The sequence below is a fragment of the Paracidovorax oryzae ATCC 19882 genome, from assembly GCF_000687165.1.
GTDB classification, from domain to species: domain Bacteria; phylum Pseudomonadota; class Gammaproteobacteria; order Burkholderiales; family Burkholderiaceae_C; genus Paracidovorax; species Paracidovorax oryzae.
In genome coordinates, this window is sequence record NZ_JMKU01000009.1 from 1 (window position 1) to 26,733 (window position 26,733).

Consider the following 26,733-nt stretch of genomic DNA (forward strand, 5'->3'; position numbering starts at 1 on the left):
GGCCGATGTGACGGACCGCAAGGGCGCCTTGCAGGCGCTGCAGCGCTGCAAGCCCGCGTTGGGTCAAGTGCGAAGCCTGCTGTGCGACAGCGGCTACGTGGGCAAGCCGTTCGCGCAAGGTGTACAGGAGATCCTGGGTGGGCATGTGACGGTGCAGATCGCCAAGCGAAACGAGCTGCGCACGTTCAAGGTCATGCCCAGGCGCTGGATCGTAGAGCGCAGTTTTGCCTGGTTGGAGAAGAACAGGAGGCTGTGGAAGAACTGCGAGCGATGGCTCAACACCAGCTTGCAGTTCGTCCACCTAGCGTTCCTGGTTCTCCTGATCAGGAGACTTTGAACACGTTCTAAGAAGTCCATGATTGGCACCGAAGGCTATCGAGCAGCCGCTTTGACAATGTTGACTAGGTGCTTCGTGCTAGGGCGGAAATGGTTCCCCTGGCAGAGCAGATGTTCGCGTGATCGAATAGAGCATGCATCGTATTCGCCAGCAACTGAAACGCTGCAGGCATCTGTCCCGCAGCCTCGCTAGTGTTCCGAGCCACCTCGGCCGGGCAAATGCTGCAAGCTTTAATTTGGCTGCACCCAGCTAGTAGCAGCCTTCCGCTAAGTCATGGCGTAGTCCGCGACGGGAGGCGAGCGGTCGCCGACCATATTCAAACCTGCGGCACTCTGTAAGCTAGACGAAGGCGCTCTTGCGGCATACTGTTATGAATACATCTACAGGCTTAGGCGGGCCGCTTCTGCTGGGGCGTCTAGGACGGCCAACGGGTCGCGAACCACACGTCGAGTACTAGTGAGCATATGGAGGGGTATGGTTTCGTTTTTTAGCGTTCACTGTCGTCAACTGAATCTGGCCCCCAAGCTGCACGGTGTCTGTGCCGGGTACGAGTCAGGCAAGTGGCGCGCAAAAGAGTTGTCCCACTACTTGATGGAGTGGTTGCCGGAGTTCTCGCTTTCCTATTCGGAGCGGGCCTCCATCGATCAAACGAACGCTGTCGCGCAATTGCGGCGGGCTGCTCAAGTTGTCTACGACACAGACAAATACGACCGCAGAGGCGAATTTGGCGAGCTCCTCCTCCACGCTCTGATGCGCGAAACCATCGGCACGGAACCCGCCATCAGCAAGATTTTCTTTAAGGACTCAGTCAACAACACGGTCAAGGGCTTTGACGCGGTACACGTCCTCGCAACCTCCTGCGGACTTGAACTTTGGTTAGGAGAGGTCAAGTTTTACAAGAAAATCGAACTGGCAATTGACCACGTGGTCAAGGAACTCGAGGACCACTTCAAGGACGACTACTTGAAGAAGGAGTTTGGCCTCATCGTCAATAAGTTGGATCGTGACTGGTCGGGCGCCAAGGCGCTTCAAGACTTGCTGCACAAGAATCGGTCTCTTGACGAGGTAGTAAGCACTATCGTTGTCCCTGTCCTGCTGACCTATGAGAGCCCAACATCGCGGAGCTACACCACGGCCTCCATTGCCTATAAGCAGGCGCTCGAAGCTGAGTTGATCGCGAACCACAAGAAGTTTGTGAGCAAGAACAAGGTCACTAAGGTTCGTGTCGAGCTGTTCCTCTTCCCCATGGCGAGCAAGCAGGAGCTCCTCACACAACTACATAAGCGGCTGTCTGCCGCCCAGGACATATGACCTATCACCAACTTCGGAAAAAGCTTCTTGCAATAGGTCGCGGTGAAGCGGTGGATGCTTTCGAATTCCTAGCTGATCTTTCGGCGTTCGCTTCGCTAGCTGACGACGAAGACGAGATTCAGCAGGCCCGCGAGATTGTGGTGCGCCTGCTTGAGTACCCGGAGCCGTTCGATAGCTACAAGCCCGTTGTGCAGTCTCTGCTGCGTCGCGTCGGACTGTTTCCCTATGTCGATCATGCTGAGATGGGCGCCGCTGTGCAAATCGCGACCGAGGCCCATCGTCCGACGTCGATGCCCAATGGGATCGTCTTTACCACAAAGCAAGCCGAGGTTTACCGTGAAATAATGGCAGGGCGAAACGTGGTCCTCAGCGCGCCGACTAGTTTTGGGAAGAGTCTTATCATTGATGCGGTTATCGCCAGTCGCCGTCACAACAATATCGTGGTCGTCGTACCGACTCTGGCGCTGGTGGACGAAACCCGCCGACGCCTGATGAGGTTCAGCGATCAGTACAAGGTCATTACCCATCTAAGCCAAGAGCCTGCCAATCGAAACATCTTCGTTCATACCCAAGAACGAGTGGTTGAGAATCCACACATCGAGTCTGTCGACTTCTTCGTGATTGATGAGTTCTACAAGCTCCAGATCGAGGAAGGAAGTGATGGGACAGAGCGTTCAGTTCTGCTCAATCAAGCCTTCTACCGGCTAGTGAAGCAAGCCAAGCAGTTCTACATGCTAGGCCCCAATATCAATGAACTCCCGGACGAGTTCGGCGCAAACTATCGCTGCACATTCATCAAGACCGACTTTAGCACGGTGGCTTCTGAAACACATTCGGTGCCTGAAGGCGGGACCGACGTGGTACGGTTGCAGAAGCTTGTTCCGAAGTTGGAGGGACCATCCCTCGTTTTCAGCGGCTCCGTCAACGGGGCGCGGAAGCTCAGTAAGGCTGTGGCGGATGTATATCGCGCCGCGCTGCCGAGTTCCTTGCTCGCGGCCACTATCGACTGGCTAAGCGTCAACTATAGCTCCAAGTGGGGTCTCGTTAAATCGCTAAAACATAAGGTCGGCACTCATCACGGGAAGTTACCTCGGTCCATCGCCCAGTTGTTGGTGAGACTATTCAATGAGGGTCATCTCGACTACTTGGTTTGCACATCGACACTCATTGAGGGGGTGAATACCGCTGCGCGCAATGTTGTCGTAGTTGACAACAAGATCAACCGCAAAAAGTACGACTTTTTCACCTTCAATAACATTCGCGGTCGGTCCGGTAGGATGCGGAGGCACTTCGTCGGCCATGTCTACCTGTTCCATGATGCGCCCGAGAAGGAGCTCCAATTCGTGGACATCCCCGTCTTCACGCAGAACAACAATGCACCAGACGCCCTTCTAGTGCAGATCGACAAACAAGACCTCTCCGAGGACGCCTCTCGTCGAGTTCGCCAGATCTGGGAACAAAATTGGCTCTCGCTAGACACAATTCAGAAGAATGTCGGACTGGACCCGTGGGCACAGATCGATTTGGCCCGTGAAATCGAGAGTGAGCTAGACAAGTACGCGCCCTTGCTGTCTTGGTCCGGCATGCCAACATATGACCAGTTGAAAGCGGTTTTCGACTTAGCGTGGCGGCACTTTAAGGTCCGAAGTGCGGCCGGCGTTACGTCAGCGAGCCAACTGACTTTCCTCGTCAATCGGTATCGGGTCACGCCGAACTACAACGCTCAGATTGCCCTGGCCATGAAGGGGAAGTCTGGTGACGAAGCGGACGAGGCCATGGAGACCTTCTTAGAGTTTGCACGTCAGTGGATGAGCTTCAAAGCGCCACGGCTCATGAGCGCTGTGAACCGCATCCAGGCCGAAGTCCTCTATCGCAACCGTCGCAAACCAGGTGACTATATGTTCTTCTGTGGGCAGATGGAGTCTCTGTTCATGAGCCCTGTCATCCTCGCACTTGAGGAGTACGGTATTCCGCTGCAGTTAGGGTTGCGCCTAACGCCGATCCTCGGCAACCCGGAAACGCTGGATAAGGCCCTGGATGTTCTAAGCAAGCGCTTCTCGTTTGACTTTAGGGACCTTAGTCCTTTCGAGCAGACGCTTGTTAAGCCACTTTGCCGTGACGGTGTCCTGATGCCAGATGGGTTATCGACCCTGCAGTGATTTTTGAGGTTGGGCTGCTTCTACGGGCGGTTATCGCTTGACTCTCAAAACGGTATTTGGTTTTCTCGTTGATCTCCGTTGCTTGGCCTCGGCATGCCTCGGGGACGACGCAGCGTTCGAACTCCACGGGTGAGTGGTAGCCCAGCGCGGAGTGGCGCAGGCGCGGGTTGTACCAGCCCTCGATGTAGCTGAACACCGCGACCTTCGCCTCTCCCTTGGATGTGAAGCTGCGACGCTCGATCAGTTCGCATTCGAGCGTGGCGAAGAAGCTCTCGGCCATGGAAGGGGCCGCCGTAATTCCCAATCACCCGCGCACCAACACCAGCCCCGGCGGCAACGCCTCCCCGAACACCCGCCGCTGGTCCGCCTCGTCCAGCACCGTCACCTCCCGCACCATCGCCACCCAGCCCGGCGCGGCATGTGCGGCCTCCAACTGCCCGGCGATCCGCAGGCGAACCTCTTCCGGCAGATCCCGCACCCGGTCCCCCGTGGCCTGCGCGATCTGGGCCACGGCGAAGGCCGCGGCCTCGTGCCGCGCCCAGTCCGGCGCGATGTCGGCCTCGATCTGCGCGAGCCAGCCCTGCACGGTCTCAGGGGGCAGCACATGGTGCACGCTGGCATACAGCGGCTGGCGCGCGCCCAGGCGGCCCAGGGCCCACCAGAGTTCGGCTGTGGGGCGTTGCGGTTGCTGCTGTTGTTGTTGTTGCTTCAGCCGCTGCAGCAGCCAGTCGCCGAACTGCATTTTGTCGGCCGGCTGGATGCGTTCGAACGAGGCCGCCATGCGCAGCAGTTCGTCGGGCGCCTGCATGCGCGGGCCCTCTGGCGCGGGGATGTCGGTGCCGCCCGCGGGCTGCAGGTAGTAGGCGATGACGTCGTAGACCATCTGCTGCTGCTCGGCGTCCATGCCGCCCGCGGTGCGGCGCCAGAGGGTCCACCATTCGGACCATTGCTGGCTGTCGTCACTGTGGGCGATGCCGGGGCCGAACAGCTCCCACATCTGCTGCATGCGCCAGCCGTCGAGCGGGTCGCCGAAGCCGGGGCGCAGGGTGAAGCCGACGAGGTTGAACCAGGTGCGTTCGTGCTGGGCGGAGCGGCGGCGGCGTTTGGCGCCCTGCAGCAGGGCGCCGAAGAGGGTGCGCAATAGCTGCGTGGGCCAGGTGGCGCGGTCGCCGAGCAGGCGCTCCAGGGTGGCGCGCAGCTGGCGGACCTCTTTCGCGTCCACGCCCTGTTGCTTCTTGCCGCCATAGACGCGGTCGATGGCGGCGAGTGCTTCGGGCAGGCGGGGGTGGGTCGTTGCCGTGGCCTTGGATGGGGAGGCGGCGGAAGCGGTCCTGGCGCCGGTATGCGCGTCGGCACCTGCATCCCCGTCGTCATCGTCATGCCCATCCTGCGTGGCCGCATCGCCGCGCAGCTGGAATTCGAGTTGCCAGCGCTGGGGATGCTGGGTGTTCACGGCGACGCAGTGCATTTCCAGCGTGCCGACGTCGGTGATGCGGGCTTCGAGCTGTACCTCGACCTGTGCCGCGCCGCCCGCCTGTGTTTTGGGCAGCACGGTGGCGATGGGTGGCAGGCGCTGCAGGCCTTCGTCGCCGTCCTGCAAGGCGACGAGATCCCCCGCACCGTGGTGGCGATCTGTGGCGCTGGTGGCGAGGTTGAAGCGCACCGGGCGGCCCAGGCGCAGGCGGAAGCGCCGGTCCGCGAGCCGCACGGTATCGCCCTCGGGCGTGCCGTGCGGCAGCACGCAGACGCCCTGGCCGCCATCGAGCGCGAGGTAGTAGGCGCGGGCCGCGCTGCTGCGGATGCGGGGCGCGCTGCCGGCGCGGGCCATGGCGTAGGCGACGGCGCCGCGTGCGACGGCGGCGTCGAGGCGGGGGGCATCGACCTCCAGTAGGCGGATGGGCGGGGCGCCGGCCGGTTGCCAGGCGCGCAGGGTGGCGAGCAGGCGATCGCGCAGGGCCCGGGCGTGGAACACGCCGCCGTTGAGCAGCACGGTGTCGGGCAGGGCGCCGCCCTGGCGCTGCAGGAAGGCGGCGATGTGGCGGGTGATGGCGGCGTCGTGGGCGTAGGGCAGGCCGAATTCGACGAGGGCGCCACGGGCACGCAGGGGCTGCGCATCCGCCGCGACCTGCGGGAAAAATCCTTCGACCAGCAGCCGGTCCACGTCGGCGCGCGTGAGGGTGGCGGAGCGCGCGCCGCCGATCAGCCGGCTGCCGCTGCCCTGGAGCGTGACGGTGGTCTCTTGCGGGCCGTCCGGGGCGAGCAGGCGCTCCTTGGCGCTGCGGCAGCGCTGGGTGAGCTGCGCGAGCTGGATGGCCGAGAGCGGGGCATGCGCGGGCTGGCCTGCTTGGCTGGGTTGACCCGCCGGTCCGCCAGACAGCCGCGGCTCGATCCAGCGCGCGAGCGCGAGGTCCATGTTGTCGCCGCCGAGCACGAGGTGGTCGCCCACGCCGGTGCGCGCGAGCTGGGGCTGGCCGGCGGCGTCCAGCGTGACGTCGATGAGGGTCAGGTCGGTGGTGCCGCCGCCCACGTCCACCACGAGCAGGCGGCGCGTGCCGGCCAGCTGGCTGGCGAGGCCGGCGCGGTGGGCGAAGACCCAGTCGTAGAACGCGGCCTGCGGTTCTTCGATGAGGTGGACGGGGCCCAGGCCGGCGAGTGCGGCGGCCTGCAGCGTGAGCTGGCGCGCGCCTTCGTCGAACGAGGCGGGCACGGTGAGCACGGTGGGCTGCTGCGCGAGAGGGGCCTCGGGGTGGGCGTGGTCCCAGGCGTGGCGCAGGTGGCGCAGGTAGCTGGCGCTGGCCTCCAGCGGGGAGACCTTGGGCACCTCATCCGGCGCGCCCCAGGGCAGGATGGCGGCGGTGCGGTCCACGGCGGGGTGCGACAGCCAGCTCTTGGCGCTGGCGACGAGCCGGCCGGGCGTCTGCTGGCCGAGTTCGCGCGCGAAGGCGCCGAGGATGGCGGGCTCCTGCGATGGCCAGGGCAGGGGCAGGTCGGCCGCCGCGAGCGCGCCTTCGGCCGGATGGAAGCGCAGCGAGGGCAGCAGGGGCCGCGGCGCGACCTCGCCGGCCGCGATGCTCTGCGGGATGGGGAAGACCTGGATGTCGTCCGCGCCCAGGGGCGCGAACGCGAGCACGGTGTGGGTCGTGCCCAGGTCGATGCCGATGCGGAAGGCGGCGGCCATCACGCGTCGCGGACGTCGAACTCCACCTTCCACTGCGCGCCGCCGGATGCACCAACACTTGCTTGTGCCAGCAGCTCCAGCGTGCCGATGTCGGTCACGCGCGCGCGCAGCTGCACGGGCACGACCTCGCCCGCGGCGCGGCCTTCGGCGGGCAGCGTGGCCTCGATCTGCGCGAGTTCCTGCAGTTCTTCGGGCGACCAGAAGTCCAGCAGGGTGCCGGGCTGGTCGCCCCGCCGCACGGACGATCCGAAGAAGCGGAAGCGCACGGATTCACCGACCACGAGGCCCAGTTGCTGCGGCGGCAGCGGTGCCTCGGAGCCTTCTTCCATGCCGAAGGGCGCGACGCACAGGGCCTGCACGGGCGGCTCCAGGCCGGGCACGGCGGGCATGCTGGATTCGATGCCGACGTAGAAGGCCTGGGCGGTGCCGCCGCGGATGCGGATGCCGCGGCCCTGGCGCACCTGGCCGTAGTAGGCGGCGCCGCGCGCCACGGCGTGGTCCATGTCGGCGCCCTGCAGCAGGCGGGCGGCGGGCGCGCCGTCGGCGGCGAGCCAGGCGTTGAGCGTGGAGAGCACGCGGTCGGCCAGCAGTCCGGACTTGAACACGCCGCCGTTGAACAGCACGGCCGTGGGGTGCAGGAAGGTCGCGCCCTCGGGCTGCGCGAAGCCCGGCAGTTGCGCGGTGGCGCCGACCTGGCGGCCCAGCAGCGCGGCCAGGTGGCGGGTGACGGCGGCATCCTGCGCATAGGGCAGGCCGATCTGTGTGAGGCCGGCGCGCGGGCGGGCGACGGGCCGGGCGCTGCTCTCGACGGCCGGGAAGAAGCCTTCGAGCAGGATGGTGGAAAGCAGCTCGCGCTGCAGCTCGGTGCGGATGGAGCCGCCGATGAGCTTGGAGCCGCGGCTGGGCACGACCAGGGGCACGCTCTGCAGGCCGGGGTCGCTCAGCAACTGTTCCTTGGCCAGGCGGCAGGCATAGGTGAGCGCGCGCATCTGCCAGGGGTCGAGCTGTCTGCCTTCGGCGGCCAGGCTGCGCGCGACGCCGTGGGCCAGTGCCAGGTCCATGTTGTCGCCGCCGAGCAGGATGTGCTCGCCCACGGCCACGCGGTTCAACTGCAGGTTGCCGGCGTCTTCCGTGACGGCGATGAGCGAGAAGTCGCTGGTGCCGCCGCCCACATCGACGACGAGGATCACGTCGCCCACCTGCACCTGCTTGCGCCAGTCGCCCGCGCTTGCGGCGATCCAGCTGTAGAGCGCGGCCTGGGGTTCTTCCAGCAGCGTGATGCCTTGGTAGCCCGCGGCCTGGGCGGCCTCGGCCGTGAGCTCGCGCGCGGCCGGGTCGAACGATGCGGGGATGGTGACGGTGACGGACTGCTGGTCGAACGGCGCCTCGGGGTGGCGGTGGTTCCAGGCGTCGCGCAGGTGCCGGAGGTAGTGGGTGCTGGCGGCCAGCGGCGAGATGCGTTCGACCTCGGGCGGCGCGTCGGCCGGCAGGATGCCGGCGCGGCGGTCCACGCCGGCATGGCCGAGCCAGCTCTTGGCGCTGGAGACGAGGCGGATCGGCGTCAGCGCGCCGTGGCTGCGCGCCCATTCTCCCGTGATGCGGCCGGGCGCGGTGTTCCAGGGCAGGGCCAGGTCGCCGGGCGCGAATTCGCTGTCGTGCGGCACGTAGAGGAAGGACGGCAGCAGGGAATAGTCCTGCACGGCGCCGGGGCCGCTCTGCTGGGCGATGGGCAGGATGCCGGGCGCCGCGCCTTCGCTGTGCAGGTCGACCCAGGAGAGCGCGCTGTGCGTGGTGCCGAGGTCGATGCCGATGGCGTATTTCGCTTCGCTCACAGTTCGACCTCCGCGGGGGCGATCACGCGGGTGTCGTGCCCTTCGGTGAGGGCGGGCAGGCGCACGGCGGTGGCGCGCCAGCCCTTGTGCTGCAGGGTGCCCGTGAAGGGCGGCTGGCCGACCACGTTGCCGGTGACGCGCACGGCGGCGGCATCGAAGCCGGCCGGCAGGGTCAGGCGGCTGCCCTCGGCTTCGGCACGCACGGGTTCGAGGTCGAAGGTGTCCTGCAGCACCTTGCGCGCGCCGCCGTGCAGCAGGCGCGCGGCGCCGCCCACGTCGGCGTCGGAATAGGCGCCGATGTCTTCCTGCAGGAAATCGACGAAGCGCGATTCGCGCTGCAGCAGGGCCAGAAGCTGCAGGGCGGCATCGACGTCGGCCGTGGCGCGCACGGGGGGCGGGGCAGGTACCGGGGCCGGCGGCGGGGCCTGCACGGGCGCAGGTGCCGGTGCGGGAGGGGGCGGCGGCACTTCGCTGGCCAGCGGAGCGCCGCTGCGCAGCGCCTGCACGCGCGCGGCCAGGCGGCCGTCGCCCAGCAGGGCGAAGAAGCTGCCGATGGCCAGGGAGAGGCGGGAGAAGAAGGGGAGTTCTTGGGGTTCGGTCATGGGTCTGTGGTGGCGCCATCGGGCGCGACGGGCAGCAGGTGGGCCGGCCTGGCGCCGGGCCCTGTGACCGCTATTGTCTTCAATGCGGGAAAGCAGTTGTAAAAACCGAGGATTCCGCACGGGGCTGCCGGGTGACGGGCAGGCATTGCAGCACGCCGAAGACCAGCTCGAACACCGTGAACCCCAGCACGATCGCGTTGGCGCCTTGCACCACGGCATGGATCTGTGCGGCGGCGAACAGCAGCCGGGCGAGGGCATCGAGGCGGCCCAGCAGGACCGAGGGCGACAGCAGCCTCGCCAGCGACCACGCCACCACGACGGAGCCCAGCAGGTTGGCCAGCAGCATGTGCGTGGCGTCCAGCGGGTGGACGGTGCCGGGCAGCTGCCAGTAGAGCGCGAGGGTGGCCAGCTGCGCGTACAGCCAGGCGAAGGTCCAGGGCAGGGCGAAGGGCCAGGTGACCAGCAGGTCGTACCAGGCGCTGGCGCGCACGATCCGGAGATAGGCAGGAGGAGTCATCGATGCGTTCGCAAAAAGTGGTGGAAGAGGGCGCGAGCTTCCACCCTGAAGTAAGCTTCAGGGTCAACCACTTTTTTTCGTTCCGCGCCACTGCGGGGCGGCTGCACGCATGCGCATCGGAGAACTGGCCGAACTGTCGGGCCTCAGCCGGGAGGCACTGCGCTTCTACGAACAGCGGGGGCTGATCCGGGCCCGCCGCCAGGACAACGGCTACCGGGACTATCCGCCGGAGGCGGTGATGCTGGTGCAGTACATCCGCACTGCGCAGCAGCTCGGCTTCACGCTGGCGGAGATCGGCGAGCGCCTGCCGCAGCTGTGGGACGCGCCGGATCCCGCGCCCGCGCTGGTGGAGGTGCTGGTACACAAGCTGACCGAGATCGACGACCGCATCGCGGCGCTCACGGAGTTGCGGGCCATGCTGGCCGGGCGCATCGCGCTCGCCTGTCCGCTGGAGCCCGCGTGACGCCCCGGGCCGGGCGCCGCCGCCTTACTGCATGAACCAGCCGTGGCTCACCACCAGCGACTGGCCGGTGAGCGCATTCGTGGGGAAGGCGGCGAACAGCAGGGCGGCGCGCGCGACGTCGTCGGTGGTGGTGAATTCGCCGTCCACCGTTTCCTTGAGCATGACGTTCTTCACGACTTCGTCCTCGGTGATGCCCAGCGTCTTCGCTTGCTCGGGGATCTGCTTTTCCACGAGGGGCGTGCGCACGAAGCCGGGGCAGATCACGTTGGCGCGCACGCCCTTGGCGGCGCCTTCCTTGGCCACGGTCTTGCACAGGCCGATCAGGCCGTGCTTGGCCGTCACGTAGGGGGCCTTGAGCTTGGAGGCTTCCTTGGAGTGCACCGAGCCCATGTAGATCACGCTGCCGCCGCGGCCCTGCGCATACATGTGCTTGAGGCAGGCGCGCGTGGTGAGGAAGGCGCCGTCCAGGTGGATGGCGAGCATCTTCTTCCAGTCGGCGAAGCTGAATTCCTCGACCGGGTGCACGATCTGGATGCCGGCGTTGCTGACCAGGATGTCGATGCCGCCGAAGGCCTTGGCGGCTTCCTCGACGGCGGCGTCCACCTGGGCCTCGTCCGTCACATCGACGGCCACGCCCAGGGCCTGGGCGCCGGTGGCCTTGAGTTCATCCGCGGTGGCGGTGGCGGCGTCCTTGTTCAAATCGGCGATGACGACCTTGGCGCCTTCCTTCGCGAAGAGGGTGGCGATTTCCTTGCCGATGCCGCTGGCCGAGCCGGTGATGAAAGCGACCTTGTCCTTGAGTTGCATGGGAATGTCCTCGGGTTGGGTTGGATGAGCGGATGGATGAATGGAAGCGGGGAAGGCGGGCCGGTCAGGCGAGGTAGTCGTGTTCCACGGTGCCCAGGGCCAGCGTCATGTCGGCGATGTAGTGCACGGCGGATTCCACCTTGCGCACCGGCAGGTCGGCCACGGGCGCGAGCGCGTGCGGATGCAGCTCCAGCGATGCCGGGGCCGTCCAGGCGCCGTGCAGGGTCACATCGACCATGTGGTAGCGCACCAGCTCGCAGATGCGCGGCGTGCCATCGACGTGGGGAATGATCTTGAGCAGGAAGTTCGGCTGCGCGATGCCGGCGAGCACCGGGCCGGGGTCCAGCTGCCGGTGCTTGAAGCCCATGGTGGCGTTGGCCACGCGCACGCGGCCGTAGTCCAGCGTGCCGACGATCACGTCGGTCTCGTAGCTGAACGCCGGGTTGGCGAGCTTCTTGGGAAAGCCCCACAGCTCGCGACCGCCGGCGATGGGGGGATGGTCGTCGAGGTACATCGCGTGCACGTAGGCACCCTGCTCCACGCCGCGGTCGGTGCGCAGCTGCACGGGGATCACCTGGCCCGACTCGGTGTAGTCGCCGAAGCCGGTGGAGTCGGGCATGCGGATGAATTCGTATTTCACGAGCGGCTCGGTCACCTCGAGCGGCTCGGGCACCACGGCGCGCAGCGCGTCCAGGTCGGTGCGGTAGGTGATGACCATGAACTCGCGCCGCATGAAGCGGTAGGGCCCCGGGGGAAAGGCGGGACTGGTCAGGGGCATGGCGAAAGCCTGCTGGCGGACGTCTTCGATCTTCATGCGGGCACTTTCGGATGGAAGGGGTGGAAAGGCAGGAGGGATCTTCGCCGCCAGTCTTGCCAGGGCCGCTTAGAAACGGCTTAAACAGGGGTGGGACGGGGCCGCGTCCTACAGGCCGCCGGGCTCGCCCGCCGGGTGGCGCACCCGCGCGGCGCCGGGCTCGCTCAGGTCGAAGGTGGTCACGCCGTTGCGGGCCTCGCTGCGCAGCCACTCCGGGTGCGCCAGCGTGGCCTGCATGTCGCGCATGCCGGCCTGCCAGTGCTCGCGCACCGTGGCGCGCGAGAACTCGTAGTCCTTGGAGTCGCGCTCGTAGGGCCGGCCGCGGTAGATGAGGTGGACGATGTCGATGGGCGCGTGCGTGAACTGCGCGCGCAGGGTTTCCACGCTCGGGTCGCCCTGCAGCGCGGGCGGCAGTTTTCCGATCAGGTCGGCCAGGGCCTGCTGCAGGTTGACGTTGGCCGACAGCGCATCGGTGTTCATGCGCGTGCGGCTGGAGTACATGATGTCCTTCTGCCGCTGCGCCACTTCCGAGAGCGTGGCCGGCAGGGCGCCGCGGGCGCTGAACAGGTCCACCTGCAGCACCACCAGCGGGCGCGTGCGGGGATGCACGTCGAGCACGTACTGCAGCGGGGTGTTGGAGACCACGCCGCCGTCCCAGTAGTCTTCGCCGTCGATGTGCACCGCCGGGAACCCGGGGGGCAGGGCGCCGCTGGCCATGATGTGCTCCGGGCCGATCGCCTGCTCGGTGCTGTCGAAATACACCGAGTTGCCGGTGCGCACGTTGACGGCGCCCACGCTGAGCCGCACCTCGCCGTGGTTGATGCGGTCGAAATCGACCAGCCGCTCCAGCGTGCCCTTCAGGGGGCTGGTGTCGTAGTAGCTGGTCACGGGGGCGGAGGCGCCCAGCAGCAGTGCGGGGTCCAGCCGCGGCTGGAAGAAGCCGGGGATGCCGAACAGCGCCCCGGTGGCGGCGCTCCACTGGTTGAGCAGGGCGCGGTCGCCCAGGTACTGCGGCACCTGCTGCCCGAAGCCCGAGGACACGAGGTTCCAGAACTCCCGCAGGCGCGCCACGCGGTGTTCCGGCGCGTTGCCCGCGATGAGCGCCGCGTTGATGGCGCCGATCGAGACCCCGGCGACCCAGTCGAGGGCCGGATGCGCTTCGAACAATGCCTCGTACACCCCCGCCTGGTAGGAGCCGAGCGCGCCGCCGCCCTGGAGGACGAGGGCGTGGTCGGCGGACTGCATGTCCACGCCGGCCGCGGGGAGGCGGGCGTCCGGCAGGGGGTGGGAAGGAGCGGTGGGAGGGCGGGGTGTCCTGGTCTTGGTGCTCATGCGGGTGCCTGGCGGATGGAAGGGAGGGCCCGGGCGGCGGGCCCACGCGATGGAGCAGCGGCGGTACTGCCGGGTTCCCCAATATACGCACCTGCGGCCCGGCAGGCGCGGCGGCGGGCGCTTTCCGTGTCTGGACCATGCCGTGGCCGAAACAATTTTTACCGCACCGCCGCAACTTCATAAATACAAATAATTCGCATTACTTATTTTGTTTGTATCATCGCTTTCCGCGCGACGGAACCGCCGCCGCCCATTCCAGGAAAGCGATGCCTATGTCCTTCTTGCCCTTGTCCGAACCCTCCCTGGCCGATGTGTTCGTGGCCCACCGTGCGCAGTTGTGGCGCGTGGCGCGGCAGATCGTCAATACCGAGGATCTGGCGGACGACGTGGTGCAGGACGCCTACCTGAAGCTGGCGGAAGGGCCCGGGCGCGTGGCGGAGCGGCCCATCGGGTATTGCTGCCAGGTGGTGCGCAACCTGGCGCTGGACTATTGCCGGAGGCACCGCGTGGAGGCGAGCTACCGCACCTTCGACGTGGACGTGGAGGCCATCGACGTGCCATGCCATCGCTCCCCCGACCGCCACATGTGCGAGCAGCAGGTGATCCATGCGATCGACGAGGTGCTCTCGCAGTTGCCGCCGCGCACGCGCATGGTGTTCGAGCTCTACCGCATCGAGGGCCTCACGCAGCGCCAGATCGCCGAACGCCTGGGCTGCGCGCTGGGGCTGGTGAACGGCCTGATCGCGGAGGCGGCGAAGGCGGTGGCGCGCTGCCGCGTCCACATGATGGCGGGGCAGTGACCCTGGTGCGGCGCCCGAAGCGGCCTGACGGGGCGGCCTGACGGGGCGGCCGGAGCGGGGCGCAGGCCGCCCATGGCGGCGGCGTTACTGTCGGGATGCGCTAGGCTCGGCGCATGACTCCCCCCCACGATGAAGATCCCGCATGGGACGCGGCCTGGACCTGGGTCCAGCGCGAATTCGACCGCGAGACGTTCGGTGAGGCCGAGCGCGCCGCGCTGGCCGCGTGGCTGCAGGCGGACCCGCTGCACCGCCAGCGCTACGAAGAAGCCGCGCAGCTGTGGCGGCTGGCCGGCATGGTGCCGCGCCGCACGGACGATGGCGACGGGCATTCCTGAAGTGCGCGGCAGCGGCCCCGGGTGCAGGCCGCGATGAACAGATGGCTCCGCCAATCGTCTTGTGAAGGCAGGCCCGCTTGCATGCGCTCTCCTTGTCGGGAGCCGCGCGGCGGGGCTGGATGTTCAACCGCACAAGGGATGCACCGATGTCTACGAGCTGCTTCGACCGCGAGGACGAAACCTTCATCGTCCTGATCAACCACGAGGAACAGTATTCGATCTGGCCGCACTGGAAGGTCGTGCCCGAAGGCTGGAAGGCCGTGGATGGTGTGCGCGGCGACAAGAAGACCGTGGTGGCCTACGTGGACGGCGCCTGGACCGACATGCGGCCGAAGTCGCTGCGCGACTGGATGGCGCAGCAGGACGCCGGGGCCGCGGCAGAAGGTTCCACCGCCGCGGCGGCCTGACGGCGATGGCCATGGCGAGCGACGCGGACCTGGTGCTGCTGTGCCTGCCCTGTGCGGGCGCGAGCGCGACGATGTACTTGCGCTGGCAGCGGCGCCTGCCCCCCGGGCTGCGGGTGGTGCCGGTGGAGCTGCCCGGCCGCGGCGCGCGCATGGGCGAGCCGTTCGCGCGGTCGTACGCCGATCTTGTCGGCCCGCTGGCGCAGGGCTGCCTGCGCGCCGCCGGTGGTGCCGCGTTCGCGCTCTTCGGCCACAGCATGGGGGCGCTGCTCGCCTATGGCGTCGCCTGCCGCATGGCGGCCCTGGGCGGTGCCGTGCCCGCGGCACTGGCCGTATCGGGCTGCGCCGCACCTGCGCTGCGCAGCGGCGAGCGCTATGCGGAGCCGCTGGACGATGCGCGCCTCATCGCGGACCTGCGCGAGCAGGGCGGCACGCCGGAGGCGGTGTTCGCCGAGCCTGAGCTGCTGCGCCTCACGCTCGACGTGCTGCGGGCGGACTACCGCCTGTGCCATGGGTTCCGCCGGTCGGAGGACCTGGAGGGGGTGGAGGGCGCGGCGCCGCTGTCCTGCCCCGTCCACATTTTCGGCGGGCGCTCCGACCGCATCGCCGCGGCCGAGCTGCAGGCCTGGGCGCGCGAGACGCGGGGCCCTGCGACCCTGGACTGGTTTGGCGGCGGGCACTTCTTCCTGCGCGAGGAGGAGGACCGCTTCCTGCGGACCCTGGCCGAGCGCATGACGGCACCGGGGGCGACGCGCGGCGCGCAGCCCCTGGCGGCCACCGCCTGACCGCGGCCACCCTTTTCCCCTGCTTCCTTTTCTGGTTTCCCGGGCTGCCTTTGGCGCCGCGGGCTGGCAGCGCCTTTGTGCGCACGAGGAGTTCCACATGAATGAAATGCCGATGCAATTCAGGCGCCAGGCGCCCGAAGGGTCCGAACTGCCCCTGCTGATCACGCCGAACCGGCCCGGGGAAGGGCTGCTCGATGCCTTCGGCCGCCTGCTCCCGCGCATCGAGGAGGCACTGCCGGCCGTGGGCGGGGTGCTGCTGCGCGGGTTCGACGTGCCGGCCGTCGAGACCTTCCAGCAGTTCGCGGCGGCCTTCGGCGATCCGCTGCTGAAGTACGAATTCGCCTCGACGCCGCGCTCGGCCGTGGAGGCCTCCACCGGTGCGGGGGTCTATACCTCCACGGAATATCCCGCGCACCAGACCATTCCCCTGCACAACGAGCAGGCCTACACGCGCGAGTGGCCCATGCGCATCTGGTTCCACTGCGTGACGGCGGCGCCGGAAGGGGGCGAGACGCCGATCGCGGACAGCCGGGCCATCCACCGGCGCATGCCCGAGCGCATCCGCCGCCTCTTCGAGCCCGGGGTGCTGTACGTGCGCAATTTCGGCGAGATGGACGTGCCGTGGCAGAAGGTGTTCAACACGGACCGCCGCGATGCGGTGGAGGCGTTCTGCGCTAAGGCGGGCATCGCTTGGGAGTGGAAGGACGACGGCGGGCTGCGCACGCGGCAGCTGTGCCAGGGCATCGAGGTCCACCCCGTCACGGGCGAGACCGTGTGGTTCAACCAGGCCCACCTGTTCCACATCTCCGCGCGCGACGCGGAAGAGCGCGAGGTGCTGGAGGAGGTGCTGGGCATCGACAACGTGCCGCGCAACACCTTCTTCGCCGATGGATCGCCCATGCCCGATGCGCTGATGGACGAGGTGCGCGCGGTGCTGGACGCCGAGACCGTGTCTTTCCCCTGGGAGAAGGGCGACGTGGTGATGCTGGACAACATGCTGGCGGCCCACGCGCGCTCGCCCTTCAAGGGGCCGCGCAAGGTGGTGGTGGCCATGGCGCGGCCCCACGGCAACCTGGGAGCGGGCGCATGAACGCGAAGGATCTCGCACTGTCCGCGGCCCTGGACGCGGAGGCCGCAGCGCCGCGCAATTTCGTCGAGCGGCTGCGCACGCTGGCCGAAGAGCAGCCGGACACGGTCTGGCTGACGGTGGTGGACGAGCCGCAGGGCGGCCGGCGCGAAGTGGCGCTGACGTATGCGGAGTTCGCGCGCCGCGTGCACGCCCTGGCCGCGCGGCTGCAACAGCGGTTCGCCCCGGGCGAGCGCGCGCTGGTGCTGCAGGACAACGACGAGCACTATGCCGCCAGCATGCTGGCGTGCTTTCACAGCGGCATCGTCGCGGTGCCGGTGTTCCCGCCGGAATCGCAGCGGCCGCAGCACCTGGCGCGGCTGCAGGGCATCGCGCGGGACTGCGGCGCGGCCTGCGTGCTGACCACGACGGAGTGGGAAGCGATGGTGCGCGCCGGCTTCCCCGGCCTGGAAGTGATCGCGGGCGACGCGGTGGACCTGGCGCTCGCGGGCGCCTGGCGTGCGCATGAACCGGCGGACGACGACCTGGCCTTCCTGCAGTACACGTCCGGCTCCACGGGGCATCCCAAGGGCGTGATGGTGACGCACGGCAACCTGATGGCCAACGAGCGCGCCATCCAGGAAGGCATGGCCACGGGGCCGGAAGACCGGTTCGTTTCATGGGCGCCGCTGTTCCACGACATGGGCCTGATCGGGGGGCTACTGCAGCCGCTGTACTGCGGGGCATCGCTGGTGCTGGTGTCGCCGCGCTACTTCCTGGAGCGCCCGGCGCGCTGGCTGGAGCTGGTGTCGCGCCACCGCGCCACGGTCAGCGGCGGGCCCGACTTCGCTTACCGCCTCTGCCTGGAGCGCATCGGCGACGCGCAGGCCCTGGGGCTGGACCTGTCGCACTGGCGCGTGGCCTACAGCGGGGCGGAACCCGTGCGGGCCGACACCATGGCGGCCTTCGCCGAACGCTTCGCGGCGCAGGGTTTCCACGCGGGCGCGGTGCATGCCTGCTACGGCCTGGCCGAGGCGACGCTGTACGTGACCGGTGCGCGCCCCGGGCAGGGCCTGTGGGCGCGGGGTTTTTCCGCGCAGGCGCTGGCCGTGGGCGCGGCAGAGCCCGGCGATGCGGGAACGGGCACGTTGCTGGTGGGCTGCGGGGGGGCGGCGAGCGGACACGCCGTGCAGATCATGGATGTGGCATCGCTCACCCCGGCCGACGCGGGCTGCGTGGGCGAGGTCTGGGCGAGCGGGCCCAGCGTGGCGGCGGGCTACTGGGGCCAGCCGGAGGCGACGGCCGCCACCTTCGTGGAGCACGGCGGCCGGCGCTGGCTGCGCACGGGTGACCTGGGCTTCCTGCATGAAGGGCAACTGGTGGTGACCGGGCGCACCAAGGACCTGATCATCCTGCGCGGCCACAACGTCTATCCGCAGGACGTGGAGCGGGCCATCGAAGCCGAAGTGGAGGCGGTGCGCAAGGGCCGCGTGGCCGTGTTCCCGGTGCAGGGGGCGCAGGCCGAGGGGATCGGCGCGGCGGTGGAGGTGTCGCGCGGCATGCAGAAGCTGGTGCCGCCGCACGCGCTGGTGGAGGCCCTGAGCGCGGCCGTGAGCGAGGCGGTGGGCGAGCCGCTGTCGGTCGTGCTGCTGCTGCAGCCCGGCACGCTGCCCAAGACCACCAGCGGCAAGCTGCAGCGCAGCGCCTGCCGCGCGGCCTGGGCGGAGCGCAGCGCCGATGCCTACGCCATCTACGAGTGGGGGCGCTTCGTGCGCGGCGGGCAGGAGGAGGCCGCTGCGTCCGGCGGTGGCGCCCTGGATGCGCTCGAATCCGAGGTGGCGGGCATCTGGCAGGAGGTGCTGCGCACCGCGGCGCCGCAGGCGCTGGACCGCCAATCGCATTTCTTCGTGCTGGGCGGCAATTCGCTCGCGGCCACCCAGGCGGCGGCGCGCATCGCGCAGCGCTTCGGCGTGGCGTTCGCGCCGCGCGTGCTATTTGACCACCCGCGGCTCGGCGCGTGCGCGGAGGCCCTGCGCGCGGCCATGGCCGCGGGGCCGGGGGGCAGTGCCGGCGCCAGTGCGGCCGCGAGCGCCGTGGAGCCGCTGCCGCTGCCGCTGGCCTTGCGCGCCGGGAACCGTCCGCTGTCGCATGCCCAGGCGCGCCAGTGGTTCCTCTGGAAGCTGGCGCCCGCGGAGGCCGCCTACCACGTGGGCGCGGCACTGTGGATCGACGGGGAGTTCGATGCTGCTGCGGCACAGGCCGCGCTGGAGGACGTGGCGCGGAGGCAGGCGTCGCTGCGCACCGTGTTCGGCGAGGGCCCGGATGGCGTGCCGTTCCAGCGCGTGGAGGGCGTGGAGGAGATGCCGGCGATCGCGCTCGAGGTGGAGGACCTGGGCCGCACGGCCTGCTCGGAGCGCGACGATGCCGTGCGCGAGCGGCTGGATGCGCTGCAGTCCCGGCCCTTCGACCTGCTGCAGGGCCCGCCCTGGCGCGTGGCGCTGCTGCGCCTGGATGCGCGCACGCATGTGCTCGCCGTGGTCATGCACCACATCCTTTCGGACGGCGCATCGATGCAGCTCTGGGCCGCCGAGTGGCTCGAGGCCTATGGCGCACGCCGCCAGGGCCTGCCGGCGCGGGCCATGCCGCCGCTGCAGTACATCGATTACGCGGCCTGGGCCGCCGGCCGGCTGGAGGCCGGCGAAGGCGAGCGGCAGTGGGCCTGGTGGCGGGAGCGGCTGGCCGATTGGCACGCGACGCCCTGCGAGGTGCGGCCGGACCATCCACGCCCGCCGCGCGTGTCCTACACCGCCCGCCGCCACGCCTTCGAGGTGCCGGCGGCGGTGGTGCAGGGCCTGCGCGCGCTGCAGGCGCGCGAGAGCGCGACATCTTTCATGGTGCTGCTGGCAGCCTTGCAGGTGCTGTTGTCCCGGTACACGGGGCAGCCGCGCGTGCGCGTCGGCGCGGCGGTGGCGCAGCGGGGCGTGCCCGGCGTGGACGGGCTGGTCGGCCTTTTCGTGAACACCCTGGTGCTGCCCGGTACGGTGGGGCCCCAGGCCACGCTGCTCGATGTGCTGCGCGATGCGCGCGAGATGGTGCTCGGCGCGCAGGCCCACCAGGAGCTGCCGTTCGACCGGCTGGTGGAGGCGCTGCGGCCGGAGCGCAGCGCGGGCGCGAGCCCGCTGTTCCAGGTCATGCTCAACCACCTGGCGGAGGACGAGCGGCTGCTGCAGGCGGTGCCGGGTCTCGCCGTGCGGGGCGAGCCGCTCCAGGGGCCGCAGGCGCAGTTCGAGCTGGTGCTGGAGGCGCGCGAGCGCGGCACCGGGGCGCTGTCGCTCACCTGGGTGTATGCGGGCGAGCTGTTCGAGCCCGCCACCATCGAGCGGCTGGCCGGCCATTTCCTGGCCCTGCTGCAGGCGATGGCCGGGGGGCCTGAGCAGCCGGCGTGCGCGGTGGAGTGGCTTGCGCCCGCCGAGCGCGCGCAGTTGGACGCCTGGAGCCGCAACGGCCACCGCGAGAGCCCGCCCGTGCCGGTCTTCCAGCAACTGGAGGCGCATGCCGCGCGCCAGCCGCAGGCCACGGCGCTGCTGTTCGGCGATGAAGCCATCGGCTACGGAGAGTTGAATGCGCGGGCCAACCGTCTCGCGCACCACCTGCTGCGCGCGGGACTGCAGCCGCAGTCGCTGGTGGGCATCTGCATGCAGCGTTCGACCGAAATGATCGTGGGCATGCTGGCGGCGATGAAGGCGGGATGCGCCTACCTGCCGCTGGACCCGGAACTTCCGGCCGGGCGGCTGGGCGACATGCTGGAGCACAGCGGCGCGGCCTGGGTGCTGTCGCATGCGGCGACGGCCGGGCAGGTGCCCGCGCTGCCGGGCGTGCGCGTGATCGGCGTGGACGGCCTGGGGGGCCTGCCCGGCGCCATGCCGGGCGACGCGGAGAACCCCGGCATCGCGGTGCATGGCGAGCAGCTCGCCTACGTCATCTATACCTCGGGTTCCACAGGGCGGCCCAAGGGCGTGGCCGTGTGCCATGCGGCGCTGCACACCTGCATGGCCTGGATGCAGGGCACCTACGGGCTGGCCGCGTCGGACACGGTGCTGCACAAGGCGCCCTTCGGCTTCGACGTGTCGTGCTGGGAAATCTTCTGGCCGCTCACGGCCGGTGCGCGCCTGCTGGTGGCGCCGCCCGGGGCGCACCGGGATCCGGAGCAGATCGTGCAGTTGATCGAGTGCCACCAGGTCACCACGCTGAATTTCGTGCCATCCATGCTGCGGGCCTTCCTGGACCATCCGGGCATCGAGCACCGCACCCGCCTGCGGCACGTGATCTGCGGGGGCGAGGCGATGCCCGAGACCCTGCAGAGGGAGGCCCTGCGGCGCCTGCCGGGCGCCACGCTGCAGAACCTCTACGGGCCCACGGAAACGACGATCCACGTCACCCGCTGGACCTGCCGGGACGAGTCCGGGCCCGTGCCCATCGGGCGGCCCATCAGCGAAACCCAGGCCTGGGTGCTCGATGCGCAGCTGCAGCCGGTGCCCCAGGGCGTGGCCGGCGAGCTCTACATCGGCGGGGCCCTGCTGGCGCGCGGCTACCTGGGCCAGCCGGGGCTCACGGCCGAGCGCTTCGTGGCCGATCCGCAAGGGGCGGGCGGGCGCCTGTACCGCACCGGGGACTGGGTGCGCTGGAATGCCGAAGGGCAGATCGAATACCTGGGCCGCATCGACCACCAGGTGAAGCTGCGCGGCCTGCGGATCGAACTGGGCGAGATCGAATCGGCGCTGCGCTCCCAGGCCGGCGTGAAGGATGCGGTGGCCGTGGTGCGCGGCGCTGAAGGCGCCGAGTCGCTGGTAGCCTACGTGGCAGGCGCGGGGGATGCCGTGGCGCTGCGTGCGGCACTGGCGCAGCGGCTGCCCGGCTACATGGTGCCCCGCGCCATCGTGGTGCTGGACGCGTTGCCGCTCAATGCCAACGGCAAGGTGGACCGGGCCGCGCTGCCCGATCCCGCGATTGCCGGGGGCACGGGCCGCGGCGAGCCCGCTGCCCCGCAGGGCAGCACGGCGCACCGGCTGGCGGCGCTGTGGAGCGAGCTGCTGGGCGTGCCGTCGGTGGGCCTGCAGGACAACTTCTTCGACCTGGGCGGCCACTCGCTGCTGCTGGTGCGTGCCCACCGCCGGCTGGAGGACGAGTGGGGCTGCCGGCTCGCGCTGGTGGACCTGTTCCAGCACCCCACGGTGGAATCGCTCGCGCGCCGCATCGACCAGGCCGCGGGTGAGAGCGAAGGCGAGGGCGGCAGGGCGCATTCCGGCGCATCCGCTGCGCTGCAGACCGCCGACGACCGCGCGCGCCGGCAGCGGACGGCATTGCTGCAGCGCCGCGCGCATCTTCAAGGAGCCCGTGAATGAATGCACCCATCGACTCTCCCATGATCTCTTCGCAGGCACCGAGCGGGCTGGAGATCGCGATCGTCGGCATGGCGGGGCGGTTTCCCGGCGCCCCGGATGTCGATTCCTTCTGGCAGCGCATCCGCGATGGCCTGGACTCCGTCAGGACCTATTCGGATGCGGAGCTCGAGGCCCTGGGCGTGCCCGAGGCGCTGCGCCGCGATCCCGACTATGTGAAGGCGGGCGTGCCGCTCGACGGGTTCGACCGCTTCGACGCGGAGTTCTTCGGCTTCACGCCGCGCGAGGCCGAGCAGCTCGATCCACAGCAGCGGCTGTTCCTGGAAAGCGCCTGGGCCTGCCTGGAGCATGCCGGCTGCGATCCGGCGCGCCGGGAGGGCAAGGTGGGCGTGTACGGCGGCGAAGGGCCGGGCGTGTACCTCATGCGCCACCTGCTGCCCGCGGCCGGTCTGGACGCGGGCTCGGGCATCGCCGACGTGCTCGGCCTGATGGGCGCCAACGCACCCAGCTCGCTCTGCGCCCGCGTGGCGTACAAGCTGGACCTGCGCGGCCCGGCCGTGAGCGTGCAGACGGCCTGCTCCACGTCGCTGGTGGCCGTGCACATGGCCTGCCAGTCGCTGCTGGGCCACGAATGCGACATGGCGCTGGCGGGCGGCGTGTGGCTGAACCTGCTGCAGCAGGGCGGCTACCGCTACCAGGCCGGCGCGATCCTGTCGCCCGACGGGCATTGCCGCGCGTTCGACGCCGATGCCGCCGGCACGGTGATCGGCAGCGGCGTGGGCGTGGTCGCGCTCAAGCGGCTGGAGGACGCGCTGCGCGACGGCGACACGGTGCATGCCGTCATCAAGGGCAGCGCGGCCAACAACGACGGCGCGGCCAAGGTCGGCTTCACCGCGCCCGGCGTGGACGGGCAGGCCGAGGTGATCCGCGCGGCGCAGCTCGTCGCGGGCGTTTCGGCCGACACCATCGGCTACGTGGAGGCGCACGGCACGGGCACGGTGCTGGGCGATCCCATCGAGATGGCCGCGCTCACGCAGGCATTCCGCGCGGACACGGACAGGCGCGGCTTCTGCGCGGTCGGATCCGTGAAGACCAACATCGGCCACCTGGATGCGGCGGCGGGCGTGGCGGGGCTCATCAAGGCCGCCATGGCCCTGAAGCACGCGCAGTTGCCGCCGAGCCTGCACTGCCGGCAGCCGAATCCGCGCATCGATTTCGCCTCCAGCCCCTTCTACGTCAACACCGAGGCGGCCCCATGGCCCCGGGGCGCCTTCCCGCGGCGCGCGGGCGTGAGTTCGTTCGGCATCGGCGGCACCAACGTGCACGTGGTGCTGGAAGAGGCGCCGCCGCCGGTGCCGCGCGCGGGCCGCTCCGTGGAGGGGCAGGCCGGGCAGGGCATGGAGGGCCAGGGGAGAGTTCCGGAGCCGGAGTGGGAAGTGCTCCCGCTGTCGGCGCGCACCGAGGCCGCGCTGCACGCATCCCGCGCGCAGATGGCCGCCCACCTGCGCGGCGCTGAGCCTGGGCCGCTGGCGGACATCGCGCACACGCTGCAGTGCGGCCGCCGGGCGTGGGCCTGGCGCACGGCCGTGGCGGCGCACGAAACCGGCCTGGCGGCGCAGCGGCTGGAGGCACCCCTGCCCGTGCCGCAGCGCGTGCCGGCCGCTGCGCCGGAGGTAGTGTTCCTGTTCCCCGGCTCCGGCGCGCAGCACATCGGCATGGCGCAGGGGCTCGACCGGCGCAGCGTGGTGTTCCGGCAGGCACTGGACGCATGCGCCGCCGTCCTGCGGCAGGAGACCGGGATGGACCTGCGGGCGTTGATCCACCCCGCGCCCGGCCAGGAGGCCGAGGCGGCCGGGCAACTCGCGCGCGTCGAGGTGCTGCAACCCGCGCTGTTCGCGGTCGAGTATGCGATCGCGCAGTGGTGGATGTCGTGCGGCGTGCGGCCCGCGCTGATGCTGGGCCACAGCCTGGGCGAATATGTCGCGGCCTGCCTGGCGGGCGTCTTCGCGCCCGAGGATGCGATGCGCATCGTGGTCTGGCGCAGCCGGCTGATGGCCGGCCTCCCTGCAGGCGCGATGACGGCGGTGCCATTGCCGGAGGCGGAGATCGCGCCGCTGCTGGCCCTCGGCTGCGACCTGGCTGCCGTGAACGGCGATGCGCTCTGCGTGCTGTCCGGCCCGCCCGCGGCGATCGAGGCGGCGGAAGAGGCGCTGCGCGCGCAGGGCCATGCGCCCCGTCGGCTGCACGTGGCCGTGGCCATGCATTCGCGGATGGTGGAGCCCATCGTGGCGGAACTGGAGCGGCGCATCGCCGCGGTGCCGCGCCATGCGCCGCGCATTCCCTTCGTTTCCAACGTCACCGGCCGGCCGATCACGGCCGAGGAGGCCATGAGCCCGGCCTATTGGGGGCGGCACCTGCGGGGTACCGTGCGCTTCCGCGAGGGACTGGACGCCGTGTTCGCGCAGCCGGGGCGCGTGGTGCTGGAGGCAGGGCCTGGCGAATCCATGGCGGGGCTCGCGCGGCGGCATGCGCAGGCGGCGACGGCCGCCGGCATCTGGGCCAGCCTGGCCCATCCGCAGCAGCGGGACCGTGACGCGCAGCAACTCGCCCAGGCCCTGGCCGGCCTGTGGACGGCGGGCGTGGAGATCGACTGGCCCGCCACGCGCGATGGCGCACGGCGCCGGAACGTGCCGCTGCCCACCTACCCGTTCCAGCGCCAGCGCTTCTGGGTGGAGGCCGGTGCGCAGCGACCGCTGAGCGATGCATCCGCGGCGCAGCCGCAGGGCATTTATTACCTGCCCGCGTGGCAGCGCAGCGGCGCGGTGCCGCAGGCCTCCGGGCCCGGCCCGGGCGATACGGTGCTGCTGCTGGGCGGCGCAGGGCTGCCGCTCGCGGAGCGCCTGGCACAGCGCCTGACGGAGCGCGGAGCGCGCGTGGTGCGGGTGGCGGCGGCCGAAGGCTTCAGGGATGACGGCCATGGCGGCTTCGCGGTGCGGCCGGACGAGCGCGGCGACCATGCGGCGCTCTGGCGCGCGCTCGGGCCGGTGACGCATGCCTTCCACTTGTGGGGGCTGGGGGAGGACTGGGAGCGCGGCTACTTCAGCCTCCTGGCCCTGGCCCAGGGCCGCGAGGACGCGGGCCGGGACGGGCCGCTGTCGCTCACCATCGTGACCGACCGGGCCGAGGAAGTGGCCGGCAACGAGCCGCTGGAGCCCGGCAAGGCGACGGTGGCGGCCCTGGCGCGCGTCCTGGGCCAGGAAATGCCGCGCATCGCCTGCCGCGTGGTGGATGTGCTGGTGCCGAACGCCGGCAGCGCCGCCGAGGCGCAACTGTCCGAAGCGCTGGCGGGCGAGCCGGCACGCCCGGCAGACGAGTTCTGCGTGGCCTGGCGCGTTGCGCAGCGCTGGGTGAAGACCTATGAACCAGCTTCTGCGCCAGCGCCCTGCGCACAGCGCCTGCGGCAGGGCAGCGTGGTGCTGATCACGGGCGGCCTGGGCAGCGTCGGCCTCGCGCTGGCGCGGCACCTGGGCCGGCGCCACGGCGCGCGGCTGGTGCTGCTGGGGCGCACGCCGCTGCCGCCGTACGGGGACTGGGAGGGCCTGCTCGCGCGGCCCGACCTGCCCGCCGCCCAGCGCCGCAGGCTCGTGCAACTGCAGGCGATGGATGCGGATGGCATCGAATGGATGGCCGTGGCGGCCGACGTCACCGATGCGGCGCAATGGCGCGATGCGCTGCAGGCCGTGCATGCGCGCTTCGGCGGCGTGAACGGCGTGGTGCATGCCGTGATGGAGCCGGGCGGCGGCATGCTGGCGACCCGCACGCGGGCGGAGGTGGAGGCCGCCTTTGCCGCGAAGATGCAGGGCACGTTGGCCATGGTGGACGCCCTGCGCGCCGAGCCCGTGGATTTCGTGCTGCTGTGCTCGTCCGTCGCCAGCTGGGTCGGGGGGCTGGGCCGCGGCGACTACGCGGCCGCCAACGCCTGGCTGGATGCCTTCGCCACCGCCAGCCGGCGCGACAGCCCGTGGCCGGTGTTCTCTGTCAACTGGGATGCCTGGCGCGACGTGGGCGCCGGTGCCGACATGGACGTGCCCGAGGGCATGGGCCTGGACGAGCGCACGGGCATGGAGGTGTTCGACCGGGTCGTGAACGGGCCGCTGCAGCCGCAGACGCTGGTGTCGGTCACGCCGCTCGCGCAGCGCCTGCGCCCGCTGGACGGGCTCGTGGATGCGCTGGAGGCCGCGCCGCAGCCGGCACCGCTCTCCGGCGCCGCCGCGCACCCCCGCCCGGTGCTGTCCACGCCCTACCGCGCGCCGGAGGGCGAACTGGAGGACAACCTCGCGGCGCTGTGGACCGAGGCCCTGGGCATCGACGGCATCGGCGCCGACGACAACCTCTTCGAACTGGGCGGCGACTCCCTGCTGGCGATCCGCCTGCTGGCCCGCGTGCGCAAGGCCTATGCCGTGGACATCCACCCCGCGGCCTTCTTCAAGGCCCCGCGCATCGCCGACCTGGCGCAGCTCGTGGAGCTGCGGCTGATCGAGGACATCGAGCGCGGCGCCGCACCTTCTTCCGTTTCCCTGCAGGCCGATTGA

18 protein-coding genes and 1 pseudogene are annotated in these 26,733 nt (G+C 69.8%); 11 read left to right on the plus strand and 8 right to left on the minus strand.

Features of this window, described 5'->3' with window-relative positions:
• From T336_RS0108640 to T336_RS24925, 3 genes are all read left to right on the plus strand, one after another.
• Positions 1 to 337: transposase (locus T336_RS0108640; RefSeq protein ID WP_026432237.1), on the plus strand; the 337-nt coding region annotated here is incomplete at its 5' end.
• 474 nt (positions 338 to 811) lie between these two features.
• Complete coding sequence (locus tag T336_RS0108645) at positions 812 to 1,648, plus strand: HamA C-terminal domain-containing protein (RefSeq protein ID WP_026432238.1); 837 nt, start codon at positions 812 to 814, stop codon at positions 1,646 to 1,648.
• On the plus strand, positions 1,645 to 3,807 hold the full coding sequence (locus T336_RS24925; protein WP_035225550.1) for a DEAD/DEAH box helicase: 2,163 nt from the start codon (positions 1,645 to 1,647) through the stop codon (positions 3,805 to 3,807). Before T336_RS0108645 ends, T336_RS24925 begins: the two co-directional genes overlap by 4 nt.
• A 61-nt stretch (positions 3,808 to 3,868) precedes the next feature.
• On the opposite strand, the pseudogene T336_RS26015 reads toward T336_RS24925, so the two are convergent.
• The 5 genes and pseudogenes from T336_RS26015 to T336_RS0108670 all read right to left on the minus strand — a co-directional run.
• Positions 3,869 to 4,090: pseudogene (locus T336_RS26015) on the minus strand (IS3 family transposase); the annotation flags it as partial.
• 21 nt (positions 4,091 to 4,111) lie between these two features.
• Positions 4,112 to 6,985 (minus strand): Hsp70 family protein, encoded by a 2,874-nt coding sequence (locus T336_RS0108655; RefSeq protein WP_026432239.1) that lies wholly within the window; start codon positions 6,983 to 6,985, stop codon positions 4,112 to 4,114.
• Positions 6,985 to 8,817, minus strand: a complete 1,833-nt coding sequence (locus tag T336_RS0108660; RefSeq protein ID WP_026432240.1) for an Hsp70 family protein — start codon at positions 8,815 to 8,817, stop codon at positions 6,985 to 6,987. The genes T336_RS0108655 and T336_RS0108660 overlap by 1 nt, the downstream gene beginning before the upstream one ends.
• Positions 8,814 to 9,419 (minus strand): DUF2760 domain-containing protein, encoded by a 606-nt coding sequence (locus tag T336_RS0108665; RefSeq protein WP_026432241.1) that lies wholly within the window; start codon positions 9,417 to 9,419, stop codon positions 8,814 to 8,816. The genes T336_RS0108660 and T336_RS0108665 overlap by 4 nt, the downstream gene beginning before the upstream one ends.
• 79 nt (positions 9,420 to 9,498) lie before the next feature.
• Entirely contained in the window at positions 9,499 to 9,936 is a 438-nt protein-coding gene (locus tag T336_RS0108670; RefSeq protein ID WP_026432242.1) for a hypothetical protein, read from the minus strand.
• Positions 9,937 to 10,045: 109 nt separating this feature from the next.
• On the opposite strand from T336_RS0108670, the gene T336_RS0108675 reads away from it, so the two are divergent.
• The gene (locus T336_RS0108675) at positions 10,046 to 10,399 is read left to right on the plus strand and encodes a MerR family transcriptional regulator (protein WP_026432243.1); all 354 of its coding nucleotides are present in this window, start codon (positions 10,046 to 10,048) and stop codon (positions 10,397 to 10,399) included.
• 24 nt (positions 10,400 to 10,423) lie between these two features.
• Here T336_RS0108675 and T336_RS0108680 read toward each other — a convergent pair whose 3' ends face one another.
• The 3 genes from T336_RS0108680 to T336_RS0108690 all read right to left on the minus strand — a co-directional run bounded on the left by T336_RS0108680 (position 10,424) and on the right by T336_RS0108690 (position 13,352).
• Positions 10,424 to 11,206, minus strand: a complete 783-nt coding sequence (locus T336_RS0108680; protein WP_019701179.1) for a 3-hydroxybutyrate dehydrogenase — start codon at positions 11,204 to 11,206, stop codon at positions 10,424 to 10,426.
• Between the two features lie 64 nt (positions 11,207 to 11,270).
• Entirely contained in the window at positions 11,271 to 12,020 is a 750-nt protein-coding gene (locus T336_RS0108685) for an acetoacetate decarboxylase (protein ID WP_019701178.1), read from the minus strand.
• Positions 12,021 to 12,128: 108 nt separating this feature from the next.
• Positions 12,129 to 13,352, minus strand: a complete 1,224-nt coding sequence (locus tag T336_RS0108690) for a DUF3734 domain-containing protein (RefSeq protein WP_026432244.1) — start codon at positions 13,350 to 13,352, stop codon at positions 12,129 to 12,131.
• A 266-nt stretch (positions 13,353 to 13,618) separates the two neighbouring features.
• Between T336_RS0108690 and T336_RS0108695 the strand changes: the two genes are divergently transcribed.
• From T336_RS0108695 to T336_RS0108725, 7 genes are all read left to right on the plus strand, one after another.
• The gene (locus tag T336_RS0108695) at positions 13,619 to 14,152 is read left to right on the plus strand and encodes a sigma-70 family RNA polymerase sigma factor (protein ID WP_019701175.1); all 534 of its coding nucleotides are present in this window, start codon (positions 13,619 to 13,621) and stop codon (positions 14,150 to 14,152) included.
• A gap of 113 nt (positions 14,153 to 14,265) precedes the next feature.
• Positions 14,266 to 14,487 (plus strand): hypothetical protein, encoded by a 222-nt coding sequence (locus T336_RS0108700; RefSeq protein ID WP_026432245.1) that lies wholly within the window; start codon positions 14,266 to 14,268, stop codon positions 14,485 to 14,487.
• Positions 14,488 to 14,633: 146 nt separating this feature from the next.
• Positions 14,634 to 14,894, plus strand: a complete 261-nt coding sequence (locus T336_RS0108705; protein ID WP_026432246.1) for an MbtH family protein — start codon at positions 14,634 to 14,636, stop codon at positions 14,892 to 14,894.
• Between the two features lie 5 nt (positions 14,895 to 14,899).
• Positions 14,900 to 15,676, plus strand: a complete 777-nt coding sequence (locus T336_RS0108710) for a thioesterase II family protein (protein WP_026432247.1) — start codon at positions 14,900 to 14,902, stop codon at positions 15,674 to 15,676.
• A 97-nt stretch (positions 15,677 to 15,773) separates the two neighbouring features.
• The gene (locus T336_RS0108715) at positions 15,774 to 16,766 is read left to right on the plus strand and encodes a TauD/TfdA family dioxygenase (RefSeq protein ID WP_026432248.1); all 993 of its coding nucleotides are present in this window, start codon (positions 15,774 to 15,776) and stop codon (positions 16,764 to 16,766) included.
• Positions 16,763 to 22,144 carry a non-ribosomal peptide synthetase gene (locus T336_RS0108720; protein ID WP_026432249.1) on the plus strand — a complete coding sequence of 1,794 codons (5,382 nt, stop codon included), beginning with the start codon at positions 16,763 to 16,765 and terminating at the stop codon, positions 22,142 to 22,144. Before T336_RS0108715 ends, T336_RS0108720 begins: the two co-directional genes overlap by 4 nt.
• Positions 22,141 to 26,733: a type I polyketide synthase gene (locus tag T336_RS0108725; RefSeq protein WP_026432250.1), complete on the plus strand. Its 4,593-nt coding sequence runs from the start codon at positions 22,141 to 22,143 to the stop codon at positions 26,731 to 26,733. Before T336_RS0108720 ends, T336_RS0108725 begins: the two co-directional genes overlap by 4 nt.